14 protein-coding genes and 2 pseudogenes are annotated in these 14,481 nt (G+C 70.1%); 10 read left to right on the top strand and 6 right to left on the bottom strand.

Annotated features, from left to right (window positions below; genetic code table 11):
- Window positions 1–97 precede the first annotated feature (97 nt).
- Complete coding sequence (locus tag N5096_RS02025) at window positions 98–484, bottom strand: DUF5830 family protein (RefSeq protein WP_267662672.1); 387 nt, start codon at window positions 482–484, stop codon at window positions 98–100.
- A gap of 117 nt (window positions 485–601) precedes the next feature.
- On the opposite strand from N5096_RS02025, the gene N5096_RS02020 reads away from it, so the two are divergent.
- From N5096_RS02020 to N5096_RS01975, 10 genes are all read left to right on the top strand, one after another.
- Window positions 602–1,885 (top strand): tRNA pseudouridine(54/55) synthase Pus10, encoded by a 1,284-nt coding sequence (locus N5096_RS02020; protein WP_267662671.1) that lies wholly within the window; start codon window positions 602–604, stop codon window positions 1,883–1,885.
- Window positions 1,886–1,953: 68 nt separating this feature from the next.
- On the top strand, window positions 1,954–2,574 hold the full coding sequence (locus tag N5096_RS02015) for a universal stress protein (protein ID WP_267662670.1): 621 nt from the start codon (window positions 1,954–1,956) through the stop codon (window positions 2,572–2,574).
- Between the two features lie 110 nt (window positions 2,575–2,684).
- A complete protein-coding gene (locus N5096_RS02010) occupies window positions 2,685–3,158 on the top strand; it encodes an Lrp/AsnC family transcriptional regulator (RefSeq protein ID WP_267662669.1) in 474 nt (157 codons plus the stop codon).
- A gap of 233 nt (window positions 3,159–3,391) precedes the next feature.
- Window positions 3,392–4,882 carry a proton-conducting transporter transmembrane domain-containing protein gene (locus N5096_RS02005; RefSeq protein ID WP_267662668.1) on the top strand — a complete coding sequence of 497 codons (1,491 nt, stop codon included), beginning with the start codon at window positions 3,392–3,394 and terminating at the stop codon, window positions 4,880–4,882.
- Window positions 4,872–7,391, top strand: a complete 2,520-nt coding sequence (locus N5096_RS02000) for a DUF2309 domain-containing protein (RefSeq protein ID WP_267662667.1) — start codon at window positions 4,872–4,874, stop codon at window positions 7,389–7,391. The genes N5096_RS02005 and N5096_RS02000 overlap by 11 nt, the downstream gene beginning before the upstream one ends.
- 116 nt (window positions 7,392–7,507) lie before the next feature.
- The gene (gene trpD, locus N5096_RS01995; RefSeq protein ID WP_267662666.1) at window positions 7,508–8,560 is read left to right on the top strand and encodes an anthranilate phosphoribosyltransferase; all 1,053 of its coding nucleotides are present in this window, start codon (window positions 7,508–7,510) and stop codon (window positions 8,558–8,560) included.
- Window positions 8,560–9,204, top strand: coding sequence for a phosphoribosylanthranilate isomerase (locus N5096_RS01990; RefSeq protein WP_267662665.1), 645 nt, complete (start codon window positions 8,560–8,562; stop codon window positions 9,202–9,204). The genes trpD and N5096_RS01990 overlap by 1 nt, the downstream gene beginning before the upstream one ends.
- Entirely contained in the window at window positions 9,201–10,883 is a 1,683-nt protein-coding gene (trpE, locus tag N5096_RS01985; protein ID WP_267662664.1) for an anthranilate synthase component I, read from the top strand. Before N5096_RS01990 ends, trpE begins: the two co-directional genes overlap by 4 nt.
- Entirely contained in the window at window positions 10,880–11,512 is a 633-nt protein-coding gene (gene trpG, locus N5096_RS01980; protein ID WP_267662663.1) for an anthranilate synthase component II, read from the top strand. Before trpE ends, trpG begins: the two co-directional genes overlap by 4 nt.
- Window positions 11,513–11,752: 240 nt before the next feature.
- Complete coding sequence (locus N5096_RS01975) at window positions 11,753–11,935, top strand: hypothetical protein (protein ID WP_267662662.1); 183 nt, start codon at window positions 11,753–11,755, stop codon at window positions 11,933–11,935.
- A 279-nt stretch (window positions 11,936–12,214) separates the two neighbouring features.
- Here the strand turns inward: N5096_RS01975 and N5096_RS01970 are convergent.
- The 5 genes and pseudogenes from N5096_RS01970 to N5096_RS01950 all read right to left on the bottom strand — a co-directional run.
- Window positions 12,215–12,400: pseudogene (locus N5096_RS01970) on the bottom strand (cold-shock protein); the annotation flags it as partial.
- A gap of 108 nt (window positions 12,401–12,508) precedes the next feature.
- Window positions 12,509–12,703, bottom strand: a pseudogene (locus N5096_RS01965) (cold-shock protein); the annotation flags it as partial.
- A 203-nt stretch (window positions 12,704–12,906) separates the two neighbouring features.
- Window positions 12,907–13,617: a MogA/MoaB family molybdenum cofactor biosynthesis protein gene (locus tag N5096_RS01960; RefSeq protein ID WP_267662661.1), complete on the bottom strand. Its 711-nt coding sequence runs from the start codon at window positions 13,615–13,617 to the stop codon at window positions 12,907–12,909.
- Between the two features lie 79 nt (window positions 13,618–13,696).
- On the bottom strand, window positions 13,697–14,116 hold the full coding sequence (locus tag N5096_RS01955) for a DUF7124 domain-containing protein (RefSeq protein WP_267662660.1): 420 nt from the start codon (window positions 14,114–14,116) through the stop codon (window positions 13,697–13,699).
- Between the two features lie 90 nt (window positions 14,117–14,206).
- Complete coding sequence (locus tag N5096_RS01950) at window positions 14,207–14,422, bottom strand: DUF7979 domain-containing protein (protein WP_267662659.1); 216 nt, start codon at window positions 14,420–14,422, stop codon at window positions 14,207–14,209.
- Between the last annotated feature and the right edge of the window lie 59 nt (window positions 14,423–14,481).

Genomic DNA, 14,481 nt, shown 5'->3' with positions numbered 1-14,481 from the left:
CGACTCCCTCGCACCGTCGGTTCGCGGCCCTTCGGGCCGCTCACCGGGGCGCGCCACGGCAATGGTTATTTAAAAAGGTACGTCGATACCGCGGTACTCACTCGGCGTCGTCGTCGCGCCCGGTCACCTTTCGGACGCAGGAGGAGCCGAACGGGCCGAGTTCGCCGGCGTCGAGCGTCACGAAGTGGCCGGTCGTGATCGAGGTCCCGCATCTCCGACACTCGAACTCGCCTTCGCGCTGAACGACCTGGCTGTCGTAGTTCACGTAGGTGCCGCCGCGCCGGACCCGGAGCCGGGCGTCCTCGCGCTCGATGACGCCGCGCTTCTCGGCGGCGTCGAGGATGTCGCGGGTGAGCGCGGGGCTCGTCGTCACCGTCTCGATCCGGTCGATCGCGGCCGGCAGCGACAGCTCCTCGCGTTCGAGGTGCGCGAGCAGCTCGACGCCGAGCTCCAGCCGCTCCTCCCGGGACGCCGGCTCGTTCACGGCCGCCGAAACGACTCGGACCCTCTTAAGTCGGCCGGGAGGCGGCGGGGCGTCGTGTCGGGGCCGACCCGCCGGCGATGTAGTAAGACAGTTACCACGCGGGGCGCTGGATGGCGTATGGACGTACTGGAGGTCGCGGCGCGGGCGACCGAGACGGGACCGGTGTGCGACGCCTGTCTCGGCCGCCTCGTCGCCGACCGGAGCTTCGGGCTGTCGAACGCCGAGCGCGGCTCGGCGCTGCGGGTCTCGCTCTCCCTGCGCGACGACGAGGACCACGAGCCTGTCGAGACCGCGGACTGCTGGGTCTGCGAGGGCCGCTGCACCGAGTTCGACGCGTGGGCGGAGCGCGCCGCCGAGGCGGTCGCGGGGATCGAGTTTTCCACCTACAACGTCGGGACCCGCCCCCCGCCGCTGATCGAGGAGAACGAGGCGCTGCTCCGGGCGGACGCCGGCCTCGACGAGGACGCCGGCGAGCCGTTTAAATCGGAGTTCAATCGCGAGGTCGGCAAGCGGTTCGGCCGGTTCACGGAGACGGAGGTCTCCTTCGACCGCCCCGACGTGCAGTTCACGATCGACCTCGCCGACGACGAGATCGACGCCAAGGTGAACTCCACGTTCGTCTACGGCCGATACCGGAAGCTGGAGCGCGACATCCCGCAGACCGAGTGGCCCTGCCGCGAGTGCAAAGGCTCGGGCCGGCAGGGCGCCGACCCCTGCGACCACTGCGGCGGCTCCGGCTACCTCTACGACGACAGCGTCGAGGAGTACACCGCACCGATCGTCGAGGACGTGATGGACGGCACGGAGGCGACGTTCCACGGTGCGGGCCGCGAGGACGTCGACGCGCTGATGCTCGGGACCGGGCGCCCGTTCGTGGTCGAGGTCGAGGAGCCGCGCCGCCGCCGGGTCGACGTCGAGCGCCTGCAGGCCGACATCAACGCCTTCGCCGACGGCGCCGTGGAGGTCGAAGGCCTCCGGCTCGCGACCTACGACATGGTCGAGCGCGTGAAGGAACACGACGCCGCCAAGCGCTACCGCGCCGAGGTGGCCTTCGACGCCGACGTCGACGCCGACGCCCTCGCCGCCGCGGTCGACGAGCTGGAGGGGACGACCGTCGAGCAGTACACCCCGAACCGAGTGGACCACCGGCGCGCGAGCATCACCCGCGAGCGCGACGTGTACGAGGCGACCGCCGAGCGCGACGGCCCCCGCCGCGCGACCGTCGAGGTCCGCGGCGCAGGCGGGCTCTACATCAAGGAGCTGATATCGAGCGACGAGGGCCGCACCGAGCCGAGCCTCGCCGGGCTGCTCGGCGTCGGCGCGGAGGTGACGGCGCTCGACGTGGTCGCCGTCGAGGGCGAGGCGGAGCCGTTCGAGCGCGAGGCGTTCTTCCGGGACTGACGCCCGCTCGCGCCGACGGCTCCCGCGGACCGACGGGATTTATCTGACGCGCGTCTGACAGTGGGCGTATGCACGGGAGCGACACGGACGAGGCGAGCGCCGAGGCGCCGGCGGTCGGCGACCGAGTCGGCGAGCCCGTCGTCGAGCCGGCCGTGGGGGAGGCGGCCGCGTCGACGACCGCCGCGGCACACGCCCGCTTGAACGGGATCGACCGCGCGACCCGACGGGACCGCGTGTCGTCGATCCTCGTCGCCGTGGGCGCCGGCCCCCACACCGGGGCGACGGTCGACGTGGCCCGAGAGGTCGCCGACGCGACCGACGCGTGGCTCGAGCTGTTCCACGTCGTCCCCTCCGACGAGGCGCTCGTCGACGGCGACGCGACCGCGGTCGACGGCGAGGCCGACGGCGCCGACGAGTACGCCGCGGCCGGCGACCGCCTCCTCGACGCCGCCCGCGACCGCCTCGGCGACTTCGATCGGGTGGACCGCTGGCTCGTCGAGGACCGCACCGCCGCGGGCGCGATCGTCGAGCAGTCGCCGTACTACGACCTCGTCGTCGTCGGCGCCCCCACCACCGGCACCGTCGGCCGGTTCGTGTTCGGCTCCACGACGGACACCGTGATCGAGGACGCCGAGGTCCCCGTGGTCGTCGTTGAGGCGGACGGGGAGACGTCGCTGGACGTCGGGTAGCCCGCGTCGAAGTCGCGCCGGGCCCGCGTCGGACGTGCGTCTCCGACCGGCTTTTCGGGTTTCGAAGTCCAGATACAACAGTAAAGTGGCTCTGCCACGGACGTTCGGGTATGGTCGACGACGCGATCGACGACGTAGACAGGGCGATCCTGTACGCGCTACAGGAGGACGCCCGAAACGCGTCGTCCGGGGACATCGCGGAGCGCACCGGGACGTCGGACAGCACCGTCCGCAAGCGCATCCAGCGCCTCGAGTCCGACGGGGTCATCAAGGGGTACAGCGCCGACGTCGACTACCGGAAGTCAGGGTACCCGCTTCGGATGCTGCTCTACTGCACCGCTTCGATACCCGAGCGCGGGGACCTGCTCCCGGAGATCCTGGCGATCGACGGCGTCATCTCGGTACAGGAGCTGGTCACCGGCGAACAGAACCTCCTCGTGACGGCGGTCGGCGAGTCGGACGACGACATCACGCCCGTCGCACAGGAGCTCCTCGACATGGGGCTCACCGTCGCCGACGAGGTCCTCGTTCGGAGCCACGAGACGACGCCGTTCGGCGGGCTCGACGCCGACATCGACTCCTGAGCGGCGGTCTCTTTCCCCTCGCTACCGGATCCCCGAGCGGACGCTCCACCGCGTCCCTGCGACGCCGGCCTCGCCCCCAGATAACTATAACGTTCATTAATGGAAATCTATCGAACGATTTGTGAATACAAGTAGATTTAATACACAATCTGTTCTCTTCACGGAGTGAAGACGACCGGTCCCGGTTCGCCGAGCGCGGTTCGGCCGCCGGGAGTGGTCGAATGGGTCGAACGATGTCAGGATCTACCTCGAAGACGGAGGTCGGAGCGCTCCCGGACGCGGCGACGGAGACGCCGCTCGCGCCCGTCGCACTCACGTGGCTCGCGTGGTCGCTGTTCGCCGCGAGCCTCGCGGCTCTCTTCGGCCACGTCCGATTCGGTTTCGCCCCGGAGGTCCCCGGCGTGATCGCCGTCGACGGGCTCACGGTTCTGATGTGGGCGGTCGTCGGCTTCTTCGGCGGCGTCGTCCACAGCTACTCGCGCCGCTACATGGCGGGGAGCGCCCACGAGACGGAGTTCTTCCTCTCCGTGTTCGGCTTCGTGACCGTCGTGATGGCCCTCGTCGCGGCCGACCACGTCGCGCTATTCGGGCTCCTGTGGCTGGCGATGGGGCTGGTGATGGCGCGGCTCATCGGCATCGTCGAGGGGTGGAAGCAGGCGCGGGCGGCGGCGACGCTCGCCCGGACGTACTTCCTCGTCGGCAGCGCGCTCCTGGGCGTCGCGCTGGCGGCGCTCTGGTCGGTGACCGGGGAGACGACGGTCTCGGGGATCGCCGCGGTCGCGGCCGCCGACGGTCTCGACGGCCCGATATGGCTCGTCGCCGCCGTCGCGCTCGTCCTCGCGGCGATGGTCCAGTCCGCGCTCGTCCCGTTCCACGGCTGGCTGCTGTCCTCGATGACCGCGCCCACGCCGGCGTCGGCGCTGATGCACGCCGGCTTCGTCAACGCGGGCGGCGTCCTGCTGTTGCGGTTCGCGCCGGTCGTCGCGGTCGACGCGACCCTCATGCTCGCGGTCGTCGCGGTCGGCGCAACCAGCGCGCTGCTCGGCAAGCTCTTCAAGTCCGTCCGCCCCGACGTGAAGAGCAAGCTGGCCTGCTCGACCGTGGGACAGATGGGGTTCATGATCATGCAGGCCGGCCTCGGCTTCTTCGGGGCCGCGATCACCCACCTCGTCCTGCACGGATTTTATAAGGCCTACCACTTCCTCGGCGCGGGTGGGGAGGTCGAGCGGAACAGTCCGGGCGAGGCGACGAGCCGTTCGGGGGGCGTCGTCGACGTCGCCGTGACGCTGGCGACCGGGGTGGCGGGCGGCGCGACGTTCGTGCTGCTGACGGGGAAGGGAACGAGCGTCGACAGCGGCCTCCTCCTCGCCCTGTTCGTGACGTTCACGACCCTCCACGCGGCGCGCGGCGCGGTCCGGGACGCGTCGCTGCCAGCGGCGGTCCGCTACGGAGCGACTCCCCTCGTCTTCCTCCCAGCCATCGCCGTGTACGCGCTCGTCTACGAGGGGATCGCAGCGCTCCTGACGGGGCTTCCGGTCGTCACGGCGCCGACGGAGCTGACCGCGCTCCACGGGGTCGTGGCGGTCGCCTTCGTCGCCGCGTACCTCGCCATCGAGACGGGCGTCCACGAGCGCAGCCCGCGGCTCTACGTCGCGCTGCTGAACTGGGGCCAACCGTCGTCGGAGACGATTCTCACGGACACGGAGGAATACGATGAGCACTGAACCCATCCACGAGCGTATCGATAACGCCGCGACGACGGTCGGATCGGTCTGGCCGATCCACTCGTTCGTGACGGCCAACCCCCTCTCGGGGTTCGAGAGCGCGCCGTTCAGCGAGGCGGTGACGCGGGCCGCCGACCTGCTCGGCGGACGCGGCTACCCGAGTCGGAAGGCCTTCCGGGCGGCGCTGGACGACGGCCGGATCGACCCGGAGACGCTCGAATCGGAGCTGGCCGACCGCGGCTACGAGGCCGACCCGAAGACGCTGCTCGAGCGCGTGGACGCCGGCGCCGAGTCGGAGCCGTCCGACGCCGAGTCGGAGCCGTCCGACGCCGAGTCGGAGCCGTCCGACGCCGAGACCGATCGGGTCGATAGCGTGCTGACGAAGTGGCTGTCGGCCTTCCTCGACGAGGGGCACGCCGAGTGGTCGATGCCGGACCGCGAGGAGGGGTTCTACGCCGCCTTCCGCGGCGTGGCCGCACACGACGGCGAGGTCCCCGACGAGGGACTGCTCGCGTCCCCGCCCGAGACGGCGATCGAGGCCATCGAGGCCGTCTTGGAACCGGTCCCGGAGAGCCGGTGGGAGGCCGTCTTCGAGGCGCAGTTGGCCGCGCTCCCGGGGTGGACCGGGTTCATCAAGCGGCGCGCGGCCGACGGGGGGGCGTGGCAGTCGGCCCATCCGATCACGCTCGCGGACTACCTCGCGGTCCGCCTCTCGCTTGCCGACGCGTTCGGCGTCGGTATCGACCCCGGGGACCGTTCCGACCCCGCCGACCCGGACCCGGCCGACGAGGTCGCCGAGGCGTTCCTGAGCGCCTGGGAGGCGAGCTACCGCTCCGAGGTCGTCGACCGCGTGGCTGCCGAGGGTCGCTCGCTGAGCGGCGAGAGCGAGCCGTCCGACCGCCCCGACGCGCAGTTGGTCTTCTGTATCGACACGCGCTCGGAGGTGATCCGCCGCCACGTCGAGGCCGCGGGCGACTACGAGACCCACGGCTACGCCGGCTTCTTCGGCGTCCCGATGGAGTATCGGGGGTACGACGCGGACGTATCCGTCGACGCCTGCCCGCCGATCCTCGACCCGGAGCACCGCATCAGCGAGGTCCCAACCGACGGAGACGCCCGAAGGCGCCGCGACCGGTGGTCGAGCCTCCGCGAGGCCGCGGGCGAGATCGCCGAGACGCTGAAGACGAACCCCGCCAGCGCCTTCGGCTTCGTCGAAAGCTCCGGGGGCGGGTACGGGCTCGCGCTCGCGGCGCGCACGCTCGTCCCCGGCCGCGTCCGCGACCTGTTGAACGGCGCCGACGCCGCGGTGCCGGACGACCGCGAGTTCTGCGACCAGATCGTCGACCACCAGCACACGTACGCCGACGGCCTGCCGGTGGGACTCACCGCCGAGGAGAAGGTGGAGTACGCCGCGACCGCCTTCGAGCTGATGGGCTGGGAGGAGTTCGGCCGGCTCGTCGCCTTCGTCGGGCACGCGAGCGAGACGGCGAACAACCCCTACGACTCGAGCCTGGACTGCGGCGCGTGCGCCGGCAACCCCGGCGGCCCGAACGCCCGCGTCTTGGCCGATATCTGTGCCGACGCCGACGTGAGGGCCGCGCTGCGCGAGCGCGGCTTCGACGTTCCGGACGACGCCGTCTTCCTCGCCGGCGAGCACAACACGACGACCGACGAGATCGAGCTGTACGACGGCGGCGTCCCCGAGAGCCACGCGGACGACCTCGAGCGCCTGCGCGCGGACCTCGCCGCCGCCCGCGAGGGCGCGGCCGCCGAGCGCGCCGAGTCGATGGGCGTCGACCCCTCGGCGGGCGTCGACGAGGCCGAGCGCCGCGCGGGCGACTGGGCCGAGACGCGTCCCGAGTGGGGACTGGCCGGCAACGCCGGCTTCGTCGTCGGCCCCCGGGAGCTGACGAGCGATCTCGACCTCGACGGGCGCGCGTTCCTCCACTCGTACGACTGGTCGACGGACCCCGACGGGGACGCGCTCGAAGCGATCCTCGCGGGGCCGATGGTCGTCACCCAGTGGATCAACGCCCAGTACTACTTCTCGACCGTCGACAACGCGGTGTACGGGAGCGGCTCGAAGGTCACGCAGAACCCCGTCGGCAACGTCGGGGTCTACCAGGGCAACGGCGGCGACCTGATGACGGGCCTCCCTCGCCAGTCGCTGATAGCCGCCGAGGGGGTGCCGCGCCACCAGCCCCTCCGCCTTTCCACGGTCGTCCACGCGCCGGTCGAGCGGGTCACCGAGGCCTTGGCCGCCCACGACGCGGTGACCGAGCTGCTGGACAACGACTGGCTCTCGCTGACGGTGATCGACCCGACCGAGGAGCACCGCGCGTTCGAGTACGAGCGCGACCTGAACTGGCGGCCGACCGCCGAGCCGACTGCGGCCGATCCGGAGGCACCGACCGACGGAGAGGCGCCGACCGACGACGGGGCGCCGGCCGACGACGAGTCGCCGGCCGATCCGGAGGAACCGGTCGCTCCCGCGGTCGCGGACGACTGACCCGCCCGGGCAGGTTCCCTCTCTCGCGACGCGTGCCACGCAGCATCGCGGCGACAGCGTTAAATTGGTGTACAGACTTGTACATCACAACGCGAAGTAATACATTGGTGGACACTATGGATATCAACGACACGGTCGAACGCGTGACGGACGGGACGGACCTGACTGTTGAGGAGTCGCGGGAGGCCGCGCGGCTGGTCTTCGAGGAGGCCACGGAGGCGCAGATCGGCGCCCTCCTCGCCGCCCTCCGGACGAAGGGCGAGACGGAGGCCGAGATCGCCGGCTTCGCGCAGGGGATGCGCGACGCCGCCCGGACGATCGAGCCCGACCGCGAGCCCCTCGTCGACACCTGCGGCACCGGCGGCGACGACTACGACACGATCAACGTCTCGACGACCGCCGCGATCGTCGCCGCGGGCGCGGACGTCCCGATCGCCAAGCACGGCAACTACTCGGTGTCCTCCTCGTCGGGGAGCGCCGACGTGCTGGAGGTCGCCGGCGCCGACGTCGAGGCCGAGCCGCCGGCGGTGGAGGCGGCGATCGAGCGGGACGGGATCGGGTTCATGCTCGCGCCCGTCTTCCACCCGGCCATGAAGGCCGTTATCGGCCCCCGCAGGGAGCTCGGGATCCGGACGATCTTCAACGTGCTCGGCCCGCTCACCAACCCCGCCGGCGCCGACGCGCAGGTGCTCGGCGTGTACGACCCCGAGCTGGTCGAGACGGTCGCGCGGTCGCTCGCGCACATGCCCGTCGAGCACGCGCTGGTCGTCCACGGGGCGGGGATGGACGAGATCGGGATCCACGACGAGACGGTCGCCGCCGAGGTCGTCGGCGACGAGGTGAGCGAGTTCACCGTCACGCCGGAGGCGCTCGGGCTCGACCGCGCCCCGATCGAGGACGTCGCCGGCGGGAGCCCCGAGGAGAACGCGGAAGACCTGCGCGGGATCGTGGACGGCTCCCTCACGGGCCCGAAGCGCGACCTGATCCTGGCGAACGCCGGCGCGGCGATCTACGTCGCCGGCGAGGCCGACTCGCTGGAAGCGGGGGTCGAGCGCGCCGCGGAGGCGATCGACTCCGGCGCGGCCGCCGAGAAGTTCGCGGCGCTGTGCGGGGAGGACCAAGGGGCCGAGGCCGACGCGGAGACGACCGCGGGCCCGGAGGACGACTGATGGCGCGGGTGAAGATCTGCGGGCTCGCGCGCGGCGCGGACCTCCGGGCCGCGGTCGAGGCCGGCGCCGACGCGGTCGGCGTGATCTCGGAGGTCCCGGTCGACTCCGGGCGCGAGGTCGACCCCGCGACGGCGGCCGAACTCCTCGCCGACGTCCCGCCGTTCGTCACCGCGACGCTCGTCACGATGCCCGACTCCGCGGAGCGCGCGGTCGAGCTCCTGCGGACGGTCGGCCCCGACGCGCTCCAGCTCCACGGCGAGTGGACGCCCGACGAGATCCGGTACATCCGGGCCGAGACCGAGCGGAAGGTGCTGCTGGCGGTCGACGCCGACGACCCGCTCCGGGCCGAGGAGTTCGACGCGGTCGCCGACGCGCTCGTGATCGACTCGGCCGACGACTCGGGCGCCGGCGGCACCGGCGAGACCCACGACTGGGCGAAGACGGGCGACCTGGCGTCCCGGCTCACGTCGCCGGTCGTGCTCGCGGGCGGGCTCACGGCCGACAACGTCGCCGAGGCCGTCCGCGTCGCCGACCCGTTCGCCGTCGACGTCGCCTCGGGCGTCGAGCTGTCCGAGGGGCGGAAAGACCACAACGCGGTGGCCCGCTTCGTCGCCAACGCGGGGCGGGAGATGGAGATCGCATGAGCGGGTCCCCGCTCGACCGCTCGAAGGCCGAGTTCGTCGACCTCGCCGCCGACGCGGAGAGGCCCGTCGTCGTCCGGGCGTCCGCGACGCTCGACGCCGACGTGACCCCCCTCGCCGCGTACGCGACTCTCGTCGGCGAGGGGCCGTACGGCTTCCTCTTAGAGTCCGGCGAGAAGGTCGCCTCCAGCGACCCGGACGGGGCGTTCACGTCGGGCGGAAAGGCGGACAAACACGCCCGCTACTCGTTCGTGGGCTACGACCCGGAGGCCGTCATCTCCGTCCGCCCCGACCGAACCGACGTGACACGGCTCGGGCCGGCGGCCGAGTTCGTCGGGGAGGGGGCAGACGGCGATCCGGACGCCGAAGGCGGTCTCGGCCCCGCCGCCGGCGACGCGATCGACCGGGTCCGCGCGGCGTTCCCGGACGTGAGCCTGCGCGGCTTCCCCGACACCGACCGGCAGATTCTCTCCGGCGGGTTCGTCGGCTTCCTCGCGTACGAGGCCGTCTACGACCTCTGGCTGGAAGAGGTCGGCGTCGAGCGGCCCGAGACGGAGTTCCCCGACGCCGAGTTCGCACTGACGACGCGGACCGTCGTCTTCGACGACAAGGAGGGGACCGTCGAGCTCGTCTGCACCCCCGTCGTCGGCGTCGACGACGACCCGGCGGCCGTCTACGACGGCCTCGTCGACGAGGCGGAGCGCGTGCGAGCGGAGTTGGGCGAGGCCGCGCCGCCAGACCCCGGGGGGATCCGGGTCGACTCGGAGTCGGCCGACCCCCGCGAGGAGTACGAGGAGGCCGTTCGAACCGCCAAGCGCCGCGTGCTCGACGGCGACATTTATCAGGGCGTGATCTCGCGGAGCCGAGAGCTTCGCGGCGAGGTCGACTCGCTCGGGCTGTACGCGGCGCTCCGCGAGGTGAACCCCTCGCCGTACATGTACGTGCTGCGCCACGACGACCGCAGCATCGTCGGCGCGAGCCCGGAGACGCTCGTGTCGGTGCAGGGCGACCGGATCGTCTCGAACCCGATCGCGGGCACCTGTCCCCGCGGGACGAGCCCGGTCGAGGACCGCCGGCTCGCGGGCGAGATGCTCGCCGACGGGAAGGAACGCGCCGAGCACACGATGCTCGTCGACCTCGCGCGCAACGACGTCCGGCGCGTCTCGGAGGCGGGGTCGGTCCGCGTCGAGGAGTTCATGAACGTGCTGAAGTACAGCCACGTCCAGCACATCGAGTCGACCGTGACCGGGACGCTGGCGGCCGACGCCGACGCCTTCGACGCGACGCGCGCGACGTTCCCGGCCGGCACCCTCACGGGCGCGCCGAAGGTGCGCGCGATGGAGATTATCGAGGAGCTGGAGACGACCCCGCGGGAGGCGTACGGCGGGGGCGTCGGCTACTACGCGTGGAGCGGCGACGCCGACTTCGCCATCGTGATCCGGACCGCGACGCTCGACGAGTCGCCGGCGGGCGCGAGCGACCCGGACGAGACCGCGGTGACGGTCCGAGCCGGCGCCGGCCTCGTCGCCGACTCCGACCCGGCCGCCGAGTACGAGGAGACCGAGCAGAAGATGGACGGCGCGCTGACCGCGATCGACCGGATCCGGGAGGGCGACGGGGACGACTCTTCCCCCGACTCCGCCGACGACCCCCTCCCGGCCGGCACGGAGGTCGACGAATGAACGTCGTCGTCGTCGACAACTTCGACTCGTTCACGTACAACCTCGTCGAGTACGTCTCGGACCAAGCGCTCGGCGGGGAGGACGGCGCGAGCGGGGAAGCCGCGACCGGAGCGCCGGAGCCGATCGACGTGACCGTTTTGAAGAACACCGCGTCGCTGTCCGAGATCCGCGACGCCGACCCGGACGCCGTCCTCATCAGTCCCGGCCCCGGGCACCCGAAGAACGAGCGCGACGTGGGCGTGACGATGGACGTGCTACAGGACCTCTCGCCCGACGTCCCGACGCTCGGCGTCTGTCTCGGCCTCGAGGCCGCCGTGTACGAGTACGGCGGCAGCGTCGGCCACGCGCCGGAGCCGATCCACGGGAAGGCGTTCCCGGTCGAGCACGACGGGGAGGGTGTGTTCGCCGGGCTCGATCAGGGGTTCCGCGCGGGGCGCTACCACTCGCTCGCCGCCACCGCGGTCCCCGACGCCTTCGCGGTGACGGCGACGACCGACCACGAGGGCGACGAGATCGTGATGGGGATCCGCCACCGCGACCACCCGATCGAGGCGGTGCAGTTCCACCCCGAGAGCGTGTTGACCGCGGCCGGCCACGATCTGATCCAGAACTTCCTCGCGTCCGTGTGAGCTGTTCTGTTGAACTCTTCTTTCTCAGACGTTTTGTGTCTGAAACGGCTGTTCGCTGAAAACTGCCTCTTGAGCGAATAAGGCTCCTTGTTTCTGGAGGAAACAACGGAACCAGTCCGCCTCTGAGGAGAAAATTCATTCAGATGCTGTTTCTGTCTTCGCTTATGATGACTGCCCTCCAAGCAGATTCTAGCAGAACACCAACGGCTGCGAGAGATTATCGATTCGCTTCCTCACCCGTTGTACGCCGCCGACGAAACGGGGACGCTTCTGCTCGCCAACGGGACGCAGGCGGCGTTCCACGACACGTCCGTCGACGCGCTCGAAGGCGCACACATCTCCGCCGTCCTCGATGAACTGACAGCCGCTCTAACTATGACTCAGCGTCTATTCACCAAAGCAGAGTCAAACAGATCGAGGTAGCGGCTGTAATTAAAGCTCTTCGCCGCAGTCCGGGCAAAAGGCGCCATCCGGATACCCCGATAGGTCCGTGCCACAGTACGGACAGAACGTCGGAGACGAGCTATCCGTCATCGTTGGACTCCCATCGTCCGCCGACGCCCCACCGTCGGGGTCGTACACGCCGGTCTGGTCGGTGTCATCACCGGAGTCATACACTTGCGTATCTCCCGTCTGTTCGGGAGAAGAGCCGCTCGAGTGCCCGGAAGTCGTGGAATTAGACGAAGGAGCGGATATGTGTCCACGTCTGACGTCAACCGCTCTGGGACCCTTGTCTGACTCCTCAATTCGAAACGTGACGTTAGTCCCCTCGGTCAACGATGGGCCACCAATATCCTCCATGTGGAAGAACACATCCTCGTCGTGGCCCGATGTCTCGATGAACCCGTAGCCACCGGTGTCATTGAAGAAATCGACCGTGCCCCACAGATCGGAGCCAGATGCTCCGTCAGTCGAGGAGGAAGAGGTCCTGCTGCCTGTACTGGACTGCTGGGACTGTGATCGAGACTGTGACTGAAGCGTCCGGTCTGCTCCCGCCTTGCGGAGATTCACGGCGCGAGGGCCTTTATCGGCGGGTTTGATATCGAACTCGACCGCATCACCTTCGGAGAATCCAGTATCAACACTATCCTCTCCGTGGAAAAAGACGTCTTCGTCCGAAGCGGGAGATTCGATGAACCCGTACCCTCCGGTGTCGTTCCAGAAGTCGATGACACCTTGATGATCCTGCATAAGGAAACATAATCCAGCCGTCGTTTAAATTGTTCGGGCCTGGGGGGAGACACGACGGAACGCGGCTCTCGCAACAGAGCACTCCTGTCCAGAGCGGTATCTGCTTGATCTGGATTGACCGCAACGAGAGCAACACGAATCACCTACTGGAGGTTGTAACAGAGAGTTAAAACAGACACCGGAGGGCCGCAGCTACGTGGCCCTCACTCCGCGTTTCCGTTCCCCGACTCCCCGCTCTCGTCGCCGCCTTCGGACTCGGCCTCGCCGGCGTCTTCCGCCTTCACCTCCTCGCCGGTCTCGTCGACGCCGCGCCCGGCGAGCCCGACGAGGTGGCCGACCTCGGGGAGGATGATCTCGTCGACCCCAAGCCGAACCGCGTTCTCGGAGCCGGGCAGACAGAAGACGGGCGTGGCGGAGGCGATCCCGGCGATCGCTCGCGACCCGATCGTCCGCGTCCCGATCGCCTCTTGCGAGAGCCGGCGGAACAGCTCCCCGAACCCGGGGAGCTCTTTCGCGAAGAGGCCGTCGACCGCTTCCGGCGTCACGTCGTCGGGCGTCACGCCCGTCCCGCCCGTGGTCACGACGACGTCGGTGTCCTCGCGGCGGGCCAGCCGATCGACGGTCCCTTGGACGCTGTCGTACTCGTCGGGGACCAGCTCGCGGACGGCGACCTCGTGGCCGGCGTCCTCGAACGCGGCGGCGACGCGGTCACCGGAGGGGTCCTCGTCGAGCGACCGCGAGGACGAGACCGTGACGATCGCGACTTCCACCGAGTCGGCGTCGTGGTGGTGGTGGCTGTGGTCGTCGTCGGGGCGATCGCCGTTTCCGTCGTCGTCGTGGCCTCCGGCGTCTCCTTCGTGGTCGCTCCCGTCGTCGTGATGGCTCCCCTCGTCGCGGTCGTGCGCGTCGCTCATGGCGCCACGTTTCCCGCCGACGGTGAAAAACACCGCCCCGTCGCGGCGGTCGATCGACTCGCGCTCGGTCGAGGCCGGCTCAGGGCCAGTCGTCCCGCGACGACTCCTCGGACGGCTCCCCCTCGTCGGGGTCGGCCGTCGCGAGGATCCAGCCGGCGGCCTCGGCCGCGTCCTCGACGTGGAGGAACTCCCAGCCGGTGCCCTCGGCGACCGCCTCGTCGTCGTCGTCGACGCCGACGAAGACGTGCCTGTCCGTATCGAACTGACCGGCGATGTTCTCCAGGCTCTCCTCGACGCCGCGCGGGCCCGAGAAGAAGTCCTGGCGCACGCGGTGTTTGCGGGTGAAGTTGGTGACGACGTAGGTCGGCTTCTCGCTGACGACGCCGACGTACTCGGTCCACTGCCGCGCGTTGTTGAACACGTCGTTGGGGTCTGCGAGCGCCTTCAGCGCCTCCAGCTCGAACGCGAGCGTCATGTCCGTAGATCCGCCACTGTCCATGAGTACGCCTTCTCGCGGCGGGCGAAAACAACTTCGCTTCCGGGAGAGGGCCCTGGCGGAGTGCGAGCCGGACGCCGGGAGAGGGCCCTCTCAGCGCGTGCGGACCTGGTAGTAGTCGACGAACTTCACGAAGTCGCCGTCGTCGAGGTCGCCGGTGTCCGGCGCCGTCTGCGGCCGGCCGGCGAGCTCCCTGACGAGGATCTGGGTCTCCTCGCCGAGCTCGTCGTAGTGACGGACCCGCGCGTCCGGGGGGACCCAGCCGGTGCGGCGGAGCCGAAGCCGTCGTCCCGTTTCACGGAGTGACATACGCTAACATACATTATAATTAATGATAAATGTTGCGCCGGTTCCGAGCGCGCGAGACG

Source organism: Halorubrum yunnanense, assembly GCF_026586675.1.
GTDB classification, from domain to species: domain Archaea; phylum Halobacteriota; class Halobacteria; order Halobacteriales; family Haloferacaceae; genus Halorubrum; species Halorubrum yunnanense.
Note: the sequence above shows the minus strand (reverse complement) of the source record. Positions and strands in the feature narration are given on the sequence as shown.

What these genes read in the sequence shown, in the direction of transcription:
- trpD (WP_267662666.1), top strand. Translation starts at nt 7,508, where the DNA reads ATGGATATCAACGACACGGTCGAACGCGTGACGGACGGGACGGACCTG.
- N5096_RS02015 (WP_267662670.1), top strand. Translation starts at nt 1,954, where the DNA reads ATGCACGGGAGCGACACGGACGAGGCGAGCGCCGAGGCGCCGGCGGTC.
- trpG (WP_267662663.1), top strand. Translation starts at nt 10,880, where the DNA reads ATGAACGTCGTCGTCGTCGACAACTTCGACTCGTTCACGTACAACCTC.
- N5096_RS01990 (WP_267662665.1), top strand. Translation starts at nt 8,560, where the DNA reads ATGGCGCGGGTGAAGATCTGCGGGCTCGCGCGCGGCGCGGACCTCCGG.
- N5096_RS01950 (WP_267662659.1), bottom strand. Translation starts at nt 14,422, where the DNA reads ATGTCACTCCGTGAAACGGGACGACGGCTTCGGCTCCGCCGCACCGGC.
- trpE (WP_267662664.1), top strand. Translation starts at nt 9,201, where the DNA reads ATGAGCGGGTCCCCGCTCGACCGCTCGAAGGCCGAGTTCGTCGACCTC.
- N5096_RS02020 (WP_267662671.1), top strand. Translation starts at nt 602, where the DNA reads ATGGACGTACTGGAGGTCGCGGCGCGGGCGACCGAGACGGGACCGGTG.
- N5096_RS01960 (WP_267662661.1), bottom strand. Translation starts at nt 13,617, where the DNA reads ATGAGCGACGCGCACGACCGCGACGAGGGGAGCCATCACGACGACGGG.
- N5096_RS02000 (WP_267662667.1), top strand. Translation starts at nt 4,872, where the DNA reads ATGAGCACTGAACCCATCCACGAGCGTATCGATAACGCCGCGACGACG.
- N5096_RS01955 (WP_267662660.1), bottom strand. Translation starts at nt 14,116, where the DNA reads ATGGACAGTGGCGGATCTACGGACATGACGCTCGCGTTCGAGCTGGAG.
- N5096_RS02010 (WP_267662669.1), top strand. Translation starts at nt 2,685, where the DNA reads ATGGTCGACGACGCGATCGACGACGTAGACAGGGCGATCCTGTACGCG.
- N5096_RS02005 (WP_267662668.1), top strand. Translation starts at nt 3,392, where the DNA reads ATGTCAGGATCTACCTCGAAGACGGAGGTCGGAGCGCTCCCGGACGCG.